This is a genomic window from Pseudomonas frederiksbergensis, assembly GCF_000802155.2.
Lineage (GTDB): Bacteria > Pseudomonadota > Gammaproteobacteria > Pseudomonadales > Pseudomonadaceae > Aquipseudomonas > Aquipseudomonas frederiksbergensis_A.
Genome location: NZ_JQGJ02000028.1, coordinates 1 through 17,157 on the forward strand (window position 1 = coordinate 1; position 17,157 = coordinate 17,157).

14 protein-coding genes and 1 pseudogene are annotated in these 17,157 nt (G+C 58.2%); 8 read left to right on the forward strand and 7 right to left on the reverse strand.

Annotation, left to right across the window (positions count from 1 at the left end; genetic code table 11):
* The 3 genes and pseudogenes from JZ00_RS31020 to JZ00_RS30585 form a co-directional block, all read right to left on the reverse strand.
* Positions 1–89, reverse strand: a pseudogene (locus tag JZ00_RS31020) (DUF485 domain-containing protein); the annotation flags it as partial.
* A 249-nt stretch (positions 90–338) separates the two neighbouring features.
* Positions 339–1,193 (reverse strand): glycine betaine ABC transporter substrate-binding protein, encoded by an 855-nt coding sequence (locus JZ00_RS27475; protein ID WP_039594409.1) that lies wholly within the window; start codon positions 1,191–1,193, stop codon positions 339–341.
* Positions 1,194–1,563: 370 nt separating this feature from the next.
* Positions 1,564–4,257 carry an RHS repeat-associated core domain-containing protein gene (locus tag JZ00_RS30585; RefSeq protein ID WP_082112139.1) on the reverse strand — a complete coding sequence of 898 codons (2,694 nt, stop codon included), beginning with the start codon at positions 4,255–4,257 and terminating at the stop codon, positions 1,564–1,566.
* A gap of 308 nt (positions 4,258–4,565) precedes the next feature.
* On the opposite strand from JZ00_RS30585, the gene JZ00_RS27485 reads away from it, so the two are divergent.
* Both JZ00_RS27485 and JZ00_RS27490 read left to right on the forward strand, forming a co-directional pair.
* A complete protein-coding gene (locus JZ00_RS27485) occupies positions 4,566–5,864 on the forward strand; it encodes a serine/threonine protein kinase (RefSeq protein ID WP_039594408.1) in 1,299 nt (432 codons plus the stop codon).
* Positions 5,857–6,645, forward strand: a complete 789-nt coding sequence (locus tag JZ00_RS27490; protein WP_039594407.1) for an MlaA family lipoprotein — start codon at positions 5,857–5,859, stop codon at positions 6,643–6,645. The genes JZ00_RS27485 and JZ00_RS27490 overlap by 8 nt, the downstream gene beginning before the upstream one ends.
* A gap of 82 nt (positions 6,646–6,727) precedes the next feature.
* Here the strand turns inward: JZ00_RS27490 and JZ00_RS27495 are convergent, their stop codons facing one another.
* Together JZ00_RS27495 and JZ00_RS27500 are read right to left on the reverse strand one after the other, a co-directional pair.
* The gene (locus JZ00_RS27495; RefSeq protein WP_039594406.1) at positions 6,728–7,105 is read right to left on the reverse strand and encodes a DUF805 domain-containing protein; all 378 of its coding nucleotides are present in this window, start codon (positions 7,103–7,105) and stop codon (positions 6,728–6,730) included.
* A 130-nt stretch (positions 7,106–7,235) separates the two neighbouring features.
* A complete protein-coding gene (locus JZ00_RS27500; protein ID WP_039594405.1) occupies positions 7,236–8,150 on the reverse strand; it encodes a DUF808 domain-containing protein in 915 nt (304 codons plus the stop codon).
* A gap of 131 nt (positions 8,151–8,281) precedes the next feature.
* On the opposite strand from JZ00_RS27500, the gene JZ00_RS27505 reads away from it, so the two are divergent.
* Positions 8,282–8,887 carry a TetR/AcrR family transcriptional regulator gene (locus tag JZ00_RS27505; RefSeq protein WP_039594404.1) on the forward strand — a complete coding sequence of 202 codons (606 nt, stop codon included), beginning with the start codon at positions 8,282–8,284 and terminating at the stop codon, positions 8,885–8,887.
* Between the two features lie 23 nt (positions 8,888–8,910).
* Here JZ00_RS27505 and JZ00_RS27510 read toward each other — a convergent pair whose 3' ends face one another.
* Positions 8,911–9,981, reverse strand: a complete 1,071-nt coding sequence (locus JZ00_RS27510) for an alpha/beta hydrolase (protein ID WP_052680806.1) — start codon at positions 9,979–9,981, stop codon at positions 8,911–8,913.
* A gap of 96 nt (positions 9,982–10,077) precedes the next feature.
* A complete protein-coding gene (locus tag JZ00_RS27515) occupies positions 10,078–10,518 on the reverse strand; it encodes a GlcG/HbpS family heme-binding protein (protein ID WP_039594403.1) in 441 nt (146 codons plus the stop codon).
* Between the two features lie 270 nt (positions 10,519–10,788).
* On the opposite strand from JZ00_RS27515, the gene gcl reads away from it, so the two are divergent.
* From gcl to pyk, 5 genes are all read left to right on the forward strand, one after another.
* Positions 10,789–12,564, forward strand: a complete 1,776-nt coding sequence (gcl, locus tag JZ00_RS27520; protein WP_039594402.1) for a glyoxylate carboligase — start codon at positions 10,789–10,791, stop codon at positions 12,562–12,564.
* A 44-nt stretch (positions 12,565–12,608) separates the two neighbouring features.
* Positions 12,609–13,391: a hydroxypyruvate isomerase gene (hyi, locus tag JZ00_RS27525; RefSeq protein WP_039594401.1), complete on the forward strand. Its 783-nt coding sequence runs from the start codon at positions 12,609–12,611 to the stop codon at positions 13,389–13,391.
* A 43-nt stretch (positions 13,392–13,434) separates the two neighbouring features.
* Positions 13,435–14,325 (forward strand): 2-hydroxy-3-oxopropionate reductase, encoded by an 891-nt coding sequence (locus JZ00_RS27530; RefSeq protein WP_039594400.1) that lies wholly within the window; start codon positions 13,435–13,437, stop codon positions 14,323–14,325.
* A 90-nt stretch (positions 14,326–14,415) separates the two neighbouring features.
* A complete protein-coding gene (locus JZ00_RS27535) occupies positions 14,416–15,696 on the forward strand; it encodes a glycerate kinase type-2 family protein (RefSeq protein ID WP_039594399.1) in 1,281 nt (426 codons plus the stop codon).
* Positions 15,686–17,101 (forward strand): pyruvate kinase, encoded by a 1,416-nt coding sequence (gene pyk / locus JZ00_RS27540; protein WP_039594398.1) that lies wholly within the window; start codon positions 15,686–15,688, stop codon positions 17,099–17,101. The genes JZ00_RS27535 and pyk overlap by 11 nt, the downstream gene beginning before the upstream one ends.
* Positions 17,102–17,157 lie beyond the last annotated feature (56 nt).

Sequence of the window (17,157 nt, forward strand, 5' to 3'; positions counted from 1 at the left end):
GAGAGAATCCAGGCGAACTTTTCTCGTTTCTTCACCAGCTCCTTGAAGCGCGGGCTGTTTTGAATCGAGAGGTAAATGCTGTCGTTCATTGTTTTTATCCTCGCAGCACAGATTTATTTGGAACAGCTCTACTCTATGCGGCTCAAGACCAGGTTCCAGACGACCTTAGTATTAGAACGACATGACGGTATGCCAGCTTCCTACAATTTTCGTAGCTTCCCCTGTGGGAGCGGGCTTGCTCGCTCCCACAGGGGTTGCGCTGGACTAAGGATCTGCAAGCACAAAAAAACCGCATGACACAACGTCATGCGGTTTCAGGAACAGCGAAACCAGGTCGATTACTTGCCGGTCCACTCCTTCACACGATCAGGATGCTTGGCCACCCAATCCTTGGCCGCGGCGTCCGGCTTGGCGCCTTCCTGGATCGCCAGCATGACTTCGCCGATCTCGTCTTTCGACGCCCACTGGAACTTCTTCAGGAACCCGACCACTTCCGGTGCCTTGGCTTCCAGGCCCTTGCTGCCGATGCTGTTCACAGTCTCAGCCGCGCCATAGACGCCTTTCGGGTCTTCCAGGAAGCGCAGTTTCCATTTGGCGAACATCCAGTGCGGCACCCAACCGGTGACGGCGATGGACTCGTTCTTTTTCTCGGCCCGGGTCAGCTCGGCAATCATGCCGGCGCCGGAGCTGGCCTTGAGTTGATAACCGGTCAGGTCGTAATCCTTGATCGCCTGTTCGGTCTTGAGCATCACGCCTGAACCGGCGTCGATGCCGACGATGCGTTTCTTGAAAGAGTCATCGGTCTTCAGGTCTTCGAGCGACTTGGCCTTGACGTACTCCGGCACGATCAAACCGATTTTCGCGTCCTTGAAGTTAGGGCCATAGTCGACGACCTGGTCCTTGTTCTTGGTCCAGTAATCGCCATGGGTCACCGGCAACCAGGCCGATAGCATCGCATCGAGCTTGCCGGTGGCAACGCCCTGCCACATGATCCCGGTCGCGACGGCTTGCAGCTTCACGTCATAGCCGAGTTTCTGCTTGATCACTTCGGCGGCCACGTGGGTAGTCGCGACGCTGTCGGACCAGCCGTCAACGTAGCCAATGCTCAGGGTTTTGGTCTCGGCGCTTGCCAGGGTGGAGCTGATCGCCAGTACCAGTGCGGCACCTGCGCCCAAGATTCGTCGCATCTTCATCGTTACTTCCCCGAAAGTGCTGCGCTCGACGGATGCCGAGCGGCGTCAACGTATTGTTATGGTGCACAGCGCCCCCATCACGCTCGCCTGCAAACCGGTCCGAACGCCAGTGGAGTACTGACTGACTGATCATCAACCTGCGCCGATCTGGAACCTGCTCTGTCTGCGACGCTGAAGCAGCGAGAAACGACATCAGAAAGCCATTAACTGTGCTCGATGTCATGACGGAGGGAAAAAATGCGGGGTACTGGAAAACCTTAACGCGAATTGCCGCGAACAGGGTTGGCGAGCCGACCACGCAGCCTTGAAAGCGCCTGTTCTCCAAGTTGAAGAACAGGCGCCGTGATAGATTAGCTGCAATCGCCGCCGACTATTGACTCAATCTCACCCGGCGAGGCACCGTCACGCTCTTGTATGTCCTTTTTGGGTGGTAACTTTGCCACGCCGACATGTTGAAGAATTCGGACTGCGGCACCTCTCGACCGGCAAGGAAAAACCTCACATTTTTTTGAACTTCTGGAGTATTTCGGCGCCTGTACAAATATCTGATTTCAGAAGCCGTAACGCTAGTTCCGCCATCAGGTTTTTTAGAAACGATATCACCCACAGTCTCCATCAGACCGTCGATAGCAAAAAGCACTTTTTTGTTACGCTGAAAAATCTGAAACTCCAACCCAGCCTTGCTCGAGCGACGCCACATCGGCACGTTGATATCGAAAAAATTCCCCACCCCCTTTTCATCTTTCTGAAAATAACGGTTGGTGATTGCAAAATTCTTGTAAGCAATACCACGAGGATAATCCACCAATTCCGCCTTGATTTGACTATTTTCATTATAAACGCCCGCTGTCACAGTCGGCCCAAACGCTGCGTCCGTCAAATCGTTCTGCTTTAATACATTGCGTTTTTTTACCATTTCGAACCGACCGAGTTCAAGACTCCAGGATAGCACTTTGGAAAACTCTTTATGCCCTGCCCTATCTAATGCCTCCAGAGCAAAAGCGCGGGGCTCACGTAACCCGAACAGAATATCCCCTTTCTCGAAAGCGTTTACCAAATCAGCGTAGCTTGAATCAGCATCGTTGACTGGAATAATTTCCAGACCCAAACCGTCAAAAAATGTTACGGGACTATTGGCGGCCATCCGGTACAAATTTAAACCATCTGCTGCGCCATTTGGGTCCGGGCTCAACCATTGACACCACCATGGCACGTAATACCTGAAACCGAAATAATACAAACCAGTCAAGTCCAACTCCTTACCCGAATAGCGCCTTATTTTGCTGTTCGCCTTGACCCTATCGCTACCCGCCCACCAAGCAGTACAGCCGTAACTGTAGAAAACCTCTTCACTTATGATCTCTCCGTCGCCATCCAACTCGATGCAGTTTGAGCCAATCTGATCAACCAACGAGTATTGATAGATAACTGGATCACTACCAACCTGCTGGATTGCACGAACATTACATAATCCCGCATCTACATGGACGTCATGGGTTTCTTTATCAACACTGGAGCGAATTTCAAGAGCCCCCAGATAACGAGTTTCCGAGCGACTTGTTAACTCTCCTGCGGGTACCGATCCAATTTTCCTTCGCCGCTGCCCCGTATCGTCGTAGATATAAGTTTCCGAACCTGCCGTCAACCCGAAACGACTCGTCCCTCCCGCTTTTTTGAGCTGATTTCGTTCATCCCATTCCAGATCTTGTCCCGGTAATAGCTGTCGCTTGTTACCGTTCAAGTCATGCGCCAAAGCGATCTCTTCTTCAGTCGGTAGATCTCCGTCAATCTTTTCAGCGAGCGAGCGATTACTATATTTCGACACACCCATCCGCTGAGTGCGACTTCCCAGCGCCGCACAACGAAGCAGTTTTATCAAATTACCACCGGAGTCGTAGCTAAAAACCTCCGTGTAATTTTCCAACTGATTCGGATCAACTGGAGATTGTAAATCGGGTAAGCAAGGCCCGACACCACCACCGATTACTTGCCAACCGGTGGCGCGAACCAACTGATAGAGCGTGTCGTAACAGAACGTTCTTACTGGTTCGATTTTCTGGTTACGAAAGTAGCGAACAGGTAACGCCCTGTCTTCGATGGATATTATATTTCCCACGCGATCGTAGCGATAGATCAGATGCTGTAAAGGGGAGCATCCCGGTCGATAGGACCTCAACTCTTCCAACCGCCCATCTGCGGGACAATAAGCTGCAGAGCAAACCACCCTATTTGCCAGCCTCTGATGGACAATATGGTTTGCAGCATCATAAAAAATATCACCCACAACCTCTTCAGTTTCTCCTCCTAGCTTCATGTTCAGTTTTATTCCGGCCAGCTGACCACCCGCTGTGTATTCAAATAGCCGCGCATGTTGTCTAGCATCAATTTCACAAACCAGCTGTGATACAGCATTGTAACGAGACAGGGTCGTGCTTCCCTCGTCTTTTTCATGAAGCTGATCACGCTCAGACTCTAGGTCGGGCCAATGCGGTTGCTCTGCGCTTTCCAAAAAATGCCGAGTGTTTACAAGCCTATCGCCTTGCAAGGAATAGGATCGAGAGAAAACCGTCCCAGCGCCATCATCAACCCTGATTATTCTTCCGCTTTGATTAAAGTTAACAAACGCTTCGTCATTGCCAGCATATGAGTAGAAAGCACTATTCCTTGGACCCTTGTCAATTTGTCTCACAGACTCTTTGACCGGCCGTAGCTGATTGTCGTATTCAGTTTTTACGTGAGTAAAATTGCTATCCCAACATTCACATCGCTCGCCAGCAACGCCTGGCAGATACAGGCGAATCCCCGCGTCAACACTATTAATAAGCAAAGCCCGTCCAGAAAGGCTATAGATATTCTGAACATTCGGCGAAATATCAGGCTCCAAATCCATAAGCTTAAACAGCCGAGGGTCATACTGTTTTATACTTCGCCCAGCGAAATCGTTGATTTGATAGGTCACTCGCTTTTCGAGAGGATCTGCGGCTACCGCACGATGATACGCTGCAGAACGAACAGTTAAACGACGAGAATCGAATACAGTTAACGTTGGCGTCCGAAAGTGCATGGCGGTGTCCCTCCAAGAAGATAGTCGCAACGACACACACCTATTTAATACCCGAAAATAACTATTTCAACTGTCAGAAATAACAGGTCTGTAAACGGTGAATCCCAGCCTGCAATGTCGATCACCTCCCGCATGCTTGATCAGGCAAGCCGGCAGCTCCACTAGCCGCCACCACGCCCCAACGTGTATTGTCCCGCTACTATTGCGCCCCGTTCGCGCTTGTTTTTCAGCCGTCATGGCACTTGGCTTCGCTGCGGTGGTCATAGGCTGCGAACCTCATTCGGCACCTTCCTCTAAGGGATCCAGTCATGCTCCGTTCCTTGCGCTTCGCTGCCCTCCTCGGCGGCCTTATCTTGAGTGCGTCCGCGCTGGCGGCAGATATTGACGCCGCCAGCTATGGCTACCCCTTGACCAACCCGTTCGAGGCGACCATCGCCACCACGCCGCCGGACCTGCGCCCGGAGCTGCCGCTGATCGAGGACATCAATCAATCGGACCACAGCCTGACCCTGCGTCCGGAACGCGAATTCATCCTGCCAGACAATTTCTGGCCGGTGAAAAGCCTCACTTACCGCATGGCTACCCAAGACAAACCCGCACCGCTGATCTTCCTGATCGCGGGCACTGGTGCGCGCTACGACAGCACCCTCAACGAGTACCTCAAGCGCCTCTACTACAAGGCCGGATATCACGTGGTGCAGCTGTCTTCGCCCACCAGCTTCGACTTCATGAGCGCCGCTTCGCGCTTCGCCACTCCAGGCATCACCAAGGAAGATGCCGAAGACATGTACCGGGTGATGCAGGCCGTACGCGCGCAGAATCCGAAAGTGCCCGTCACCGAGTACTACCTGACCGGCTACAGCCTCGGCGCCCTCGACGCAGCCTTCGTCGCGCACCTGGACGAAACCCGCCGCAGCTTCAATTTCAAGAAGGTGCTGCTGCTTAACCCGCCGGTGAACCTCTACACGTCAATCACCAACCTGGACAAACTGGTCCAGACCGAGGTCAAGGGCATCAACAACACCACCACGTTCTATGAATTGGTGCTGAACAAGCTGACCCGCTACTTCCAGCAAAAAGGCTACATCGACCTCAACGATGCCCTGCTCTATGACTTCCAACAGTCCAAGCAGCACCTGAGCAACGAGCAGATGGCGATGCTGATCGGCACCTCGTTCCGTTTCTCGGCGGCCGATATCGCCTTTACCTCGGACCTGATCAACCGTCGCGGCTTGATCATCCCACCCAAGTTCCCGATCACCGAAAGCACCAGCCTGACGCCGTTCCTCAAGCGTGCTCTGCAATGCGATTTCGACTGCTACCTCACCGAACAGGTGATCCCGATGTGGCGCGCGCGCACCGACGGCGGCAGCCTGCTGCAACTGGTCGACCAGGTCAGCCTGTACGCGCTCAAGGATTATCTGCAGGGCAGCTCCAAGATTGCAGTCATGCACAACGCCGACGATGTGATCCTGGGTCCGGGTGACCTGGGCTTCCTGCGCAAGACCTTTGGTGATCGCTTGACGGTTTATCCATTGGGCGGCCATTGCGGCAACCTTAACTATCGCGTCAACAGCGACGCCATGCTGGAGTTCTTCCGTGGCTAAATATCTCCTGCTGATCGCCGCGTTAATGAGCGCGGGCATGGTCCACGCCGATAACAGCAAGGCCGACGCGCCCGTAGTGGTGGACTCGGACGGCTTCAAGGAGCCGCTGACCAAACTCAAGTTCAACCCGGGCCTGGATCAACGCGAGTTCGAACGTTCGACCCTCAACGCGTTGAACGTCTACGACCCGCTGGAATCCTGGAACCGCCGGGTCTATCACTTCAACTACCGCTTCGACCAATGGGTGTTCCTGCCGGTGGTGGACGGCTATCGCTACATTACCCCGGGCTTCGTGCGTACCGGTGTGAGCAACTTCTTCAACAACCTGGGAGACGTGCCGAACCTGATGAACAGCCTGCTGCAATTCAAGGGCAAGCGTTCAATGGAAACTACAGCGCGACTGTTGCTCAACACCACCGTTGGCATCGCCGGCTTGTGGGACCCGGCTACCGCCATGGGCCTGCCACGCCAGAGCGAAGACTTCGGCCAGACCCTGGGCTTCTACGGCGTGCCGGGCGGCGCGTACTTCGTACTGCCCATTTTCGGCCCGTCGAACCTGCGCGACACGTCGGGCTTGTTGGTGGACTACACCGCCGAATCGGCGATCAATTTCCTGAACGTCTCGCAAGTCAGCTCCAACCACCCGGAACTGCTGCTCCTGCGCGGCGTGGACAGGCGCTACCAGACCAGCTTCCGCTACGGCCAGCTGAACTCGCCGTTCGAGTATGAAAAAGTGCGCTACGTGTACACCGAGTCGCGGAAGTTGCAGATCGCCGAATAGGCACACGCCCTGACAAAAAAAGGCCATTCGATGGAAAACGAATGGCCTTTTTTATTACCGCTGTCTAAGCGTCCAGCCCTATTCAGCTAACTGCTACCGGCTGGTCCAACGGGTCCAGGCCGTAGTTGTTCGGCCCTTTCGTACCGCTTGCCGCCAAGCTGATAAGCACGATGAACGGACCAACCACTGGCACTAGTCCCCAGAAAATATTCAGCCCGCTTTTATTCATGTCGTGATAACGCCGCCACGTAACAGCCAATCGAGGGCAAACGGTCAGAAGGCAATAAGCCGGATACAACAATAGGAAGTAAATCTCCTTGTTCAATCCGGTGGCGATACCAAACCCAAAGAAAAGCAACCCCAAGCAGAACTCCAACAGGAAGAACATCCAATACTCTTCTCTGCTTGCGCGCCCTCTAAACGTTGCGTACTGCCGCATCACTTGCCAATACCATTTCATCAAATGCTCCCTTCGCTGGCGGAAAATTTATTCGAGCCAATACCGGCCGAATAGCGCGGGGGAGTTTATGGAAGCCCTCAATCGATAAAAGTAGGAAAAGCCTGAAAGCAGTGTCTTAAAAAGCAACGCTTCAGCCCCTCAGGGCCTTCCAGACCTTACCCACCGCCAACACACCGGCCAGCACCACCGCCCCCGCGACAATCCCCGCCACCGCATTGAGCAGCATCGGCACGATGAACCCGGCGCCACCGGCACTCGCCGCAACGCCTTCGATCCAGTGGTGCACCACTGGCACGCCGTGGGTAAGGATACCGCCGCCCACCAGGAACATGGCCGCCGTGCCGATCACCGACAGACTTTTCATCATGTAGGGCGCTGCGCGCAGGATCGCCCCGCCAATTTGCTTGGCCGCCTGCCCCGGCTTCTGCGTCAACCACAGGCCCAGGTCATCAAGCTTTACGATCCCCGCCACCAGGCCATAGACACCCACAGTCATGACAATGGCGATGCCCGACAGCACGATCACCTGCTGGGTCAGCGGCGCATCGGCGACAGTGCCGAGGGTGATAGCGATGATTTCCGCCGAAAGGATAAAGTCGGTGCGCACCGCGCCCTTGATCTTGTCCTTTTCGAAAGCCACCAGATCGACCGCCGGATCGGCCACCGCCTCGACCAGATGCGCGTGCTCAGCCTCGTCTTCGGCCTTGCTGTGAAGGAATTTGTGGGCGAGTTTTTCGAACCCTTCAAAACACAGATAGGCGCCGCCCACCATCAACAGTGGCGTCACCAGCCACGGAACGAAGGCACTGATGGCCAGCGCCGACGGCACCAGGATCAGCTTGTTGATAAAGGAACCCTTGGCTACCGCCCACACCACCGGCAGTTCCCGCTCGGCCCGCACGCCGGAAACCTGCTGGGCATTGAGTGCCAGGTCATCACCGAGCACGCCCGCGGTTTTCTTGGCGGCCATCTTGGTCATCAACGCCACATCGTCGAGCACGGTGGCAATGTCGTCGATCAGTACCAGCAAACTGCTTCCAGCCATGGAGGGGCTCCTTGAACAATAATGCTGCGCAGCATAGCGCGAGCGGCGCGTCCTTGGGGCATTCTTGAGCGTCGCGCGAGGCCGGTGCTACCATGCGCCACCGCCAGAACAGGCAAGGAACCCCAGGGTTTATGAGCACAATCCGCGAGCGCAACAAAGAACTGATCCTGCGTGCCGCCAGCGAAGAATTTGCCGACAAGGGCTTCGCCGCGACCAAAACCAGCGACATCGCGGCCAAGGCGGGCTTGCCCAAACCCAACGTCTATTACTACTTCAAATCCAAGGAAAACCTCTACCGCGAGGTGTTGGAAAGCATTATCGAGCCGATTCTCCAGGCCTCCACCCCCTTCAACGCCGATGGCGAGCCGGGCGAAGTGCTGAGCCACTACATCCGCTCCAAGATCCGAATTTCCCGCGACCTGCCCTTCGCCTCGAAAGTCTTCGCCAGTGAAATCATGCACGGCGCCCCGCACCTGAGCGCCGACCTGGTGGAACAGCTCAACGCCCAGGCCCGGCATAACATCGACTGTATCCAGACCTGGATCGACCGCGGCCAGATCGCCCCGATCGACCCCAACCACCTGATGTTCAGCATCTGGGCCGCCACCCAGACCTATGCCGACTTCGACTGGCAGATCACCGCCGTGACCGGCAAGGCCAAGCTCGATGAAGCGGATTACGAAGCGGCGGCGCAGACGATTATTCGGTTGGTCTTGAAGGGGTGCGAGGTGGACTGACGCAGCCTCCGGTCGCGTGAATGTCAGGCCTCGCTACCCATCAGCCAATGCAACGCCTGGGGCAACGAAGTTCTCCAGTCGTCAGGATAACGATGTCCTGCCTCATGTTCGACCGACCTGACCTTGTTGTCTCCAGCTTCACTGAACAGCTTGCGAAACTCTGCGCTCATTTCCTGGTTGCTGGCCGCCTCCATCTTGCCGTGGATCACAACCACTCTTTTCCCTTGAGCCAGGCTTGTAGTCGGGGTCGACTGCAACCCCCCGGGCGAAATCAGAAGCGCGCCAGCATAATCATCCGGGTGCTGCGCCAGCAAAGCCCCAGCGTGTAGAGCCCCTTGGGAGAAACCCATCAGGTAGATTTGCTTCCGGTCAGTGCATTGTCGCGTGGCCAGTTTTTTCAATCCGGATTGAACAGCTTGATGCGTGCCTTCGAAACCCGGACCGATCCAACGGAAGCTGTCGACACTGTCGGTCATTTCAGTACCGTTGATGCCCAAGAGGATCGCGCCGGTGTCCGCCAGCGACTGATAATCTTCGCCAAGCTCACCGTTGCCGCCGTATCCATGCAGCCGAACCACTACCGGTCGGCATACTGAAGACGCTGGAATACCGGAAGGATTGAGTACCGAAATCGCGCCTACTTTGTCGCGGGCGATTTGCTCGTAGCGGTTCTGGGTGTTGGCCAATACTCGCTTGTATGTGGACGTCTGGCGCAGACCGATCAAGTTCCGGTCATCGGCCATCAACGGACCGAACCACATGCCACGCTCATCGGCCACCTTCAAATAGCGCTCTGCCAGTTTGTAATCACCGCGGTAAGCAAACAGCGAGGCGACCTTGTAAGGCGCCAGCATTTGTTTGGGATCCTCACGAACCGCCGCCAGATAAACAGCGATGGCTTGCAAACTGTCGCGCCGCTCAAGCTTTTCTCCCCTTGCGATCAGGTCTTCGGCGTCATCGGCATTCATCAGCGCAGCGACTACCGGTCTAAGCGCCTGATAGGCAACCTCATCGACATCCACCTCTGCGGCTTTCAAAAGGGGGGTACAGAGGGCCACTGTCATGGTCAAAATGATGCGAAATAGCGTATTCACGCAAATCTTCCTTGATACAAAACGAGAGGGCGGCAGCTTATCGATGCGCCCCCGCTTCGTCATCGCCGCCCTGGCGAATGACTCCATTTTTTTACATCAAGACGTAACCCCCGCATCCGCCCTCAACTGCACCGCCTCCACCGCCCTCACCGCCACCTGCTCGTCCACATCCGAAACATCGCCGCTGACACCAATCGCCCCCAGCACCTTTCCCTCCTGATCCCTGATCAATACCCCACCCGGGGCTGGCACGATGTTGCTTTGGCCCAGGCCGTGCAACGCGGCAAAGAACGCCGGGCGCTGTTGGGCGTCCTGGGCGAGCAAGCGGGAGCCCTTGCCCAGGGCGATGGCGCCCCAGGCCTTGCCGATGGCGATCTGTGGGCGAAGCAGGCTCGCGCCGTCTTCACGCTGCAAGACGACCAGATGGCCGCCGCTGTCCAGGACCGCGACGGTCAAGGGTGCGGCACTGATTTCACGGCCTGCGGCAAGGGCTTGTCCGGCCAGGTTGACGGCAATTTTCAACGTTAGAACGCTCATGGGGTGCTGTCCTTCTTTTGTTATGGGAAAGCCATGGAGCTTCACTTTCAGCAAAAACCAACCCATCAAATAGAACACAACAGATTAGTTTTTTGTATACAAAAATTCGAACAAATCACCTTTTATGGCTTTACACATGTAGCAAATCAGGTCCTCCTGCGAATGAAACAGGTGCTTGAGGAAAGGGATTGACCTGCCATGCTTGCCATGAATACACTCTGCCGCACAGCCACTTGTATACAATTACAAAACGTAAAGAGGCACAAACCAATGAGCAAAATGAGAGCAATCGAAGCCGCCGTCCTGGTGATGCGCCGTGAAGGCGTGGACACCGCCTTCGGCATCCCGGGTGCTGCGATCAACCCGCTGTACTCTGCCCTGCAAAAGGTGGGTGGCATCGATCACGTCCTCGCTCGGCACGTTGAAGGCGCCTCGCACATGGCCGAGGGCTACACCCGGACCAAGGCCGGCAATATCGGTGTGTGCATCGGCACTTCCGGACCGGCCGGTACCGACATGGTCACCGGGCTCTACAGCGCATCGGCCGACTCGATCCCGATCCTCTGCATCACCGGCCAAGCGCCCCGCGCCCGTATGCACAAGGAAGATTTCCAGGCGGTGGACATCACCAGCATCGTCAAGCCAGTGACCAAGTGGGCCACCACCGTCCTGGAGCCGGGCCAAGTGCCGTATGCCTTCCAGAAAGCCTTCTTTGAAATGCGCTCCGGCCGTCCAGGCCCGGTGCTGATCGACTTGCCGTTTGATGTGCAGATGGCCGAGATCGAATTCGACATCGACGCTTACCAACCGCTGCCCTTGGCCAAGCCCGCGGCCAACCGCGTGCAGATCGAGAAAGCCTTGGCGATGCTCAATCAGGCTGAACGTCCGTTGTTGGTGGCCGGCGGCGGCATCATCAATGCCGATGCCAGCGACCTGCTGGTGGAATTCGCCGAACTGACCGGCATCCCGGTCATCCCCACCTTGATGGGCTGGGGCACCATCCCCGACGATCACCCATTGATGGTCGGCATGGTCGGCCTGCAAACCTCCCATCGCTATGGCAACGCAACACTCCTCAAGTCGGACGTGGTACTGGGCGTCGGCAACCGCTGGGCCAACCGTCACACCGGCTCGGTGGACGTCTACACCGAAGGTCGCACGTTCATTCACGTGGACATCGAGCCGACGCAGATCGGCCGCGTGTTCACTCCGGACCTGGGCATCGTTTCCGACGCCGCTTCGGCCCTGACGGTGTTCATCGAAGTCGCCCGCGAATGGCAAGCCGCCGGCAAGCTGAAGAACCGCAGCGCCTGGTTGCAGGATTGCCAGCAACGCAAGGCCAGCCTGCAGCGCAAGACGCACTTCGACAACGTGCCGGTCAAGCCACAGCGCGTCTACGAGGAAATGAACCAAGTCTTCGGCAAGGACACCTGCTACGTCAGCACCATCGGCCTGTCCCAGATCGCCGGGGCGCAGTTCCTCCACGTCTACAAGCCACGCCACTGGATCAACTGCGGCCAGGCCGGCCCCCTGGGTTGGACCATTCCGGCCGCGCTCGGGGTGGTCAAGGCCGATCCGAGCCGCAAGGTCGTGGCGCTGTCGGGCGACTATGATTTCCAGTTCATGATCGAAGAGTTGGCGGTGGGGGCTCAGTTCAAGTTGCCCTACATCCACGTCGTGGTGAATAACTCCTACCTGGGCCTGATCCGCCAGGCCCAGCGCGGTTTCGACATGGATTACTGCGTGCAGTTGTCGTTCGACAACCTCAACGCCCCGGAACTCAACGGCTATGGCGTTGACCACATCGCCGTGGCCGAGGGCCTGGGTTGCAAGGCCCTGCGGGTTTTCGAACCGTCCGGCATCCAGCCGGCGCTGCGCAAGGCCCAGGACATGATCGAAGAGTTCAAGGTGCCGGTGATCGTCGAGATCATCCTGGAACGGGTGACCAATATTTCCATGGGCACTGAGATCAACGCCGTCAACGAGTTTGAAGACCTGGCGCTGGTGGGCAACGATGCACCCACAGCCATCTCATTACTGGACTGAGGCTCGCCCCACAGGGGCCTGCCAACTATTTACAGGAGACCACCATGCCGCGTTTCGCCGCCAACCTGTCCATGCTGTTCACCGAACAGGAGTTCCTCGCCCGTTTCGAAGCCGCCGCCAAGGCTGGTTTCAGTGGAGTCGAATACCTGTTCCCCTACGATTACAGCTCCGCCGAAATCAAGGCCCAGCTCGACGCCAATGGCCTGACCCAGGTGCTGTTCAACCTGCCGGCCGGCGACTGGGCCAAGGGTGAGCGCGGCATTGCCTGCTTGCCGGACCGGGTCGAGGAGTTCCGCGCGGGGGTCGACCTGGCGATTGCCTACGCAAAAGTGCTGGGCAATACCCAAGTCAATTGCCTGGCCGGGATTCGTCCGCAGAAGTGCGACGAGGCCCTGGTGGAAAAGATCTTCATCGCCAACCTGAAGTACGCCGCCGAAAAGCTGCAAGGCGAAGGCATCAAGCTGGTGATGGAAGCCATCAATACCCGCGACATCCCAGGCTTTTATCTCAACAACACCGCCCAGGCCCTGTCGATCCGCGAGCAGGTGGGCAGCGCCAACCTGTTCCTGCAATACGACATCTATCACATGCAAATCATGGAAGGCGACTTGGCCCGGACCCTGTCGGCGCACCTGGGCGAGATCAACCATGTGCAACTGGCGGACAACCCGGGCCGCAACGAGCCGGGCACGGGCGAAATCAACTACCGCTTCCTGTTCGAACACCTGGACCGCATCGGCTACCAGGGTTGGATTGGCTGTGAATACAAGCCGCTGACCACCACCGAAGCGGGACTGGGCTGGCTGAAAACCCATAACGCGATCTGACCCACAAGAATCCGTGGGCACTTTAATAAAAGAGGATTTTCTCATGGCTAAAATCGGATTCATCGGCACCGGCATCATGGGCCACCCCATGGCATTGAACCTGCAAAAGGCCGGTCACAGCCTGTTCCTGTCCCAGCACCACGACCCGGCCCCGGCCGACCTGCTGGCCGGCGGCGCGGTGGCGTTGGCCAACCCGAAGGAAGTCGCCCAGGAAGCCGAATTCATTATCGTCATGGTCCCGGACACGCCGCAGGTCGAAGACGTGCTGTTGCGCGCCGACGGCGTGGCAGCGGGCGTGGGCAAGGGCAAAGTGGTGATCGACATGAGTTCGATCTCGCCGTCCGCCACCAAGGCCTTCGCGGCGAAGATCAATGAAAAAGGTGCGCAGTACCTCGATGCCCCGGTCTCCGGCGGCGAAGTCGGTGCCAAGGCCGCGACGCTGAGCATCATGGTGGGTGGCGACAGCGCCGCCTTCGAGCGCGCCTTGCCGCTGTTCCAGGCCATGGGCAAGAACATCACCCTGGTGGGCGGCAACGGCGACGGCCAGACCGCCAAAGTGGCGAACCAGATCATCGTCGCCCTGAACATCCAAGCCGTGGCCGAAGCGCTGTTGTTCGCCTCGAAAAACGGTGCCGACCCGGCCAAGGTTCGTGAAGCGTTGATGGGCGGTTTCGCCTCGTCGAAGATCCTCGAAGTCCACGGCGAACGCATGATCAAGGGCACCTTCGACCCGGGCTTCCGCATCAGCCTGCACCAGAAGGACCTGAACCTCGCCCTGCAAGGCGCCAAGGAACTGAACATCAACCTGCCCAACACCGCCAACGCCCAGCAAGTGTTCAGCACGTGCGCGGCGATCGGTGGCAGCAACTGGGATCACTCGGCGCTGATCAAGGGGCTGGAGCACATGGCGAATTTCTCGATCCGCGACAACTGACACGCCCTTCCCCCTTGTGGGAGCGAACTTGCTCGCCCCCACAAGGGATCTGCGTTGCCCTTCAAATAACAAAAATCCCGGGAGCCCGCCATGTCGGTCGATCCGCAACAACTGCTGCGCGAGCTGTTTGCCACAGCCATCGACGCGGCGCATCCGCAGCAAGTCCTCGAACAATACCTGCCCAGCGACCGCAGCGGTCGAGTGATCGTCATCGGTGCCGGCAAGGCCGCGGCGGCCATGGCGCAAGTCGTTGAGCGTTGCTGGCAGGGCGAAGTCAGCGGCCTGGTCGTGACCCGCTACGGCCATGGCGCGCCCTGCCAGAAAATCGAAGTGGTCGAAGCCGCTCATCCCGTGCCGGATGCCGCAGGCCTGGAAGTGGCCGGACGGGTGCTCGAACGGGTCAGCAACCTCAACGAAGACGACCGCGTGATCTTCCTGCTGTCCGGTGGGGGCTCGGCGTTGCTGGCCCTGCCGGCGGCTGGCATTACCCTGGCCGACAAACAATCGATCAATAAAGCTTTGCTCAAATCCGGCGCGACCATCGGCGAGATGAATTGCGTGCGCAAGCATCTCTCTGCGATCAAGGGCGGACGCCTGGGCAAGGCCTGCTGGCCGGCGACGGTCTACACCTATGCGATTTCCGACGTGCCCGGCGATCTCGCCACGGTCATCGCGTCCGGCCCCACCGTCGCCGATCCCAGCACCTCAGCCGAGGCCCTGGCGATTCTCAAGCGCTACGCCATTGATATCCCCGCCTCCGTACGCAACTGGCTACAGAGCCCGGAATCGGAGACCGTCAAGCCCGGCGACCCGAGCCTGGCCCGCAGTCATTTCCAATTGATCGCGCGCCCCCAGCAATCCTTGGAAGCCGCAGCCGTGAAGGCACGCCAAGCGGGTTTCAGCCCATTGATCCTCGGTGACCTGGAAGGCGAATCCCGGGAGGTGGCGAAAGTCCACGCCGGCATTGCCCGGCAAATCGCCCTGCACGGCCAACCCTTGGCAGCCCCGTGCGTGATCCTGTCTGGCGGCGAAACCACAGTCACCGTGCGCGGCAATGGCCGTGGCGGACGCAACGCCGAATTCCTGCTGAGCCTGACCGACAGCCTCAAGGGCTGTCCCGGCATCTACGCGCTCGCCGGCGACACCGATGGCATCGACGGCTCCGAAGACAACGCCGGTGCAATCATGACCCCGGACAGCTATCGCCGCGCCGCCGAGATGGGTCTCAGCGCCAGCGACGAGTTGGACAACAACAACGGCTACGGCTACTTCGCCGCGCTAAACGCGCTGGTCGTCACCGAACCGACCCGTACCAACGTCAACGACTTCCGCGCGATCCTGATACTCGAGAACCCTAAAAATGACGCCTGATAAAAAGGTCAAGATCCTCGCGACCCTCGGCCCCGCCACCCGCGGCCTCGATGATATTCGCGAACTGGTGCAGGCCGGTGTGAACATCTTTCGCCTGAACTTCAGCCACGGCGACCATGCCGACCACGCCCAGCGCTACCGGTGGATCCGCGAAGTCGAGCAGCAGCTCAATTACCCGCTGGGCATCCTGATGGACTTGCAGGGCCCGAAGCTGCGAGTCGGCAAATTTGCCGACGGCAAGGTCCTGCTGCAACGCGGCCAGGCCTTGCGCCTAGACCTGGACCCGACACCGGGCGACCAACGCCGGGTCAACCTGCCCCACCCGGAAATCATCGCGGCGCTGGAGCCGGGCATGGACTTGTTGCTCGATGACGGCAAGCTGCGCCTGCGGGTAACCGCCGGGCATGCCGACGCCATCGACACCGAGGTGCTCAACGGCGGCGAACTGTCGGACCGCAAGGGCGTGAACGTGCCCCAGGCCGTCCTCGATCTGAGCCCACTCACCGCCAAGGATCGTCGCGACTTGAGCTTCGGCCTGGAGCTGGGTGTGGATTGGGTGGCGCTGTCGTTTGTGCAGCGTCCCGAGGACATCCGCGAAGCGCGCGCGCTGATCGGCGACAAGGCGTTCCTGATGGCAAAGATCGAGAAGCCGTCAGCGGTAAGCCAACTGCGCGAGATCGCCGAATTGAGCGACGCAATCATGGTTGCCCGCGGTGATCTCGGCGTCGAAGTACCGGCCGAGAGCGTGCCGCAGATCCAGAAAAACATCATCGGCACCTGCCGCGCCCTCGGCAGACCCGTGGTAGTGGCGACGCAGATGCTCGAGTCGATGCGGTTCTCCCCGGCACCGACCCGCGCCGAAGTCACCGACGTCGCCAACGCCGTGGCCGAAGGTGCCGATGCGGTGATGCTGTCGGCGGAAACCGCTTCCGGCGATTACCCCCTCGAAGCCGTGCAGATGATGAGCAAGATCATTCGCCAAGTTGAAAACGGCCCGGACTACCAGGCACAACTGGACGTCAGCCGACCGAAAGCCGAGGCCACGGTGTCGGACGCCATCAGCTGCGCGATCCGCCGGATCAGCAATGTCCTGCCGGTGGCGGTGCTGGTGAACTACAGCGAGTCGGGCAGTTCCAGCCTGCGCGCGGCGCGGGAACGGCCGACGGTGCCGATTCTCAACCTGACGCCAAATCTGCAGGCCGCCCGCCGCCTGACCGTGGCCTGGGGGGTGCATTCGGTGGTCAATGATCGACTGCGGCAGGTGGACGAGGTGTGTTCCACGGCGCTGGAAATCGCCCAGGCCCAAGGCATGGCCCAGCGTGGCGACACTTTGCTGATCACCGCAGGCGTGCCGTTCGGGCAGCCGGGGTCGACCAATTCCCTGCGTATCGAGACGTTGATCTGATTTTTTGTGGCGAGGGAGCTTGCTCCCTCGCCACATTACTCCCTATCCCTGACCCA

Excerpts from the sequence above, each read along its gene's own strand:
- JZ00_RS27475 (WP_039594409.1), bottom strand. The coding sequence starts at position 1,193 with ATGAAGATGCGACGAATCTTGGGCGCAGGTGCCGCACTGGTACTGGCG.
- JZ00_RS30585 (WP_082112139.1), bottom strand. The coding sequence starts at position 4,257 with ATGCACTTTCGGACGCCAACGTTAACTGTATTCGATTCTCGTCGTTTA.
- JZ00_RS27485 (WP_039594408.1), top strand. The coding sequence starts at position 4,566 with ATGCTCCGTTCCTTGCGCTTCGCTGCCCTCCTCGGCGGCCTTATCTTG.
- JZ00_RS27495 (WP_039594406.1), bottom strand. The coding sequence starts at position 7,105 with ATGAAATGGTATTGGCAAGTGATGCGGCAGTACGCAACGTTTAGAGGG.
- JZ00_RS27500 (WP_039594405.1), bottom strand. The coding sequence starts at position 8,150 with ATGGCTGGAAGCAGTTTGCTGGTACTGATCGACGACATTGCCACCGTG.
- JZ00_RS27505 (WP_039594404.1), top strand. The coding sequence starts at position 8,282 with ATGAGCACAATCCGCGAGCGCAACAAAGAACTGATCCTGCGTGCCGCC.
- JZ00_RS27515 (WP_039594403.1), bottom strand. The coding sequence starts at position 10,518 with ATGAGCGTTCTAACGTTGAAAATTGCCGTCAACCTGGCCGGACAAGCC.
- gcl (WP_039594402.1), top strand. The coding sequence starts at position 10,789 with ATGAGCAAAATGAGAGCAATCGAAGCCGCCGTCCTGGTGATGCGCCGT.
- hyi (WP_039594401.1), top strand. The coding sequence starts at position 12,609 with ATGCCGCGTTTCGCCGCCAACCTGTCCATGCTGTTCACCGAACAGGAG.
- JZ00_RS27530 (WP_039594400.1), top strand. The coding sequence starts at position 13,435 with ATGGCTAAAATCGGATTCATCGGCACCGGCATCATGGGCCACCCCATG.
- JZ00_RS27535 (WP_039594399.1), top strand. The coding sequence starts at position 14,416 with ATGTCGGTCGATCCGCAACAACTGCTGCGCGAGCTGTTTGCCACAGCC.
- pyk (WP_039594398.1), top strand. The coding sequence starts at position 15,686 with ATGACGCCTGATAAAAAGGTCAAGATCCTCGCGACCCTCGGCCCCGCC.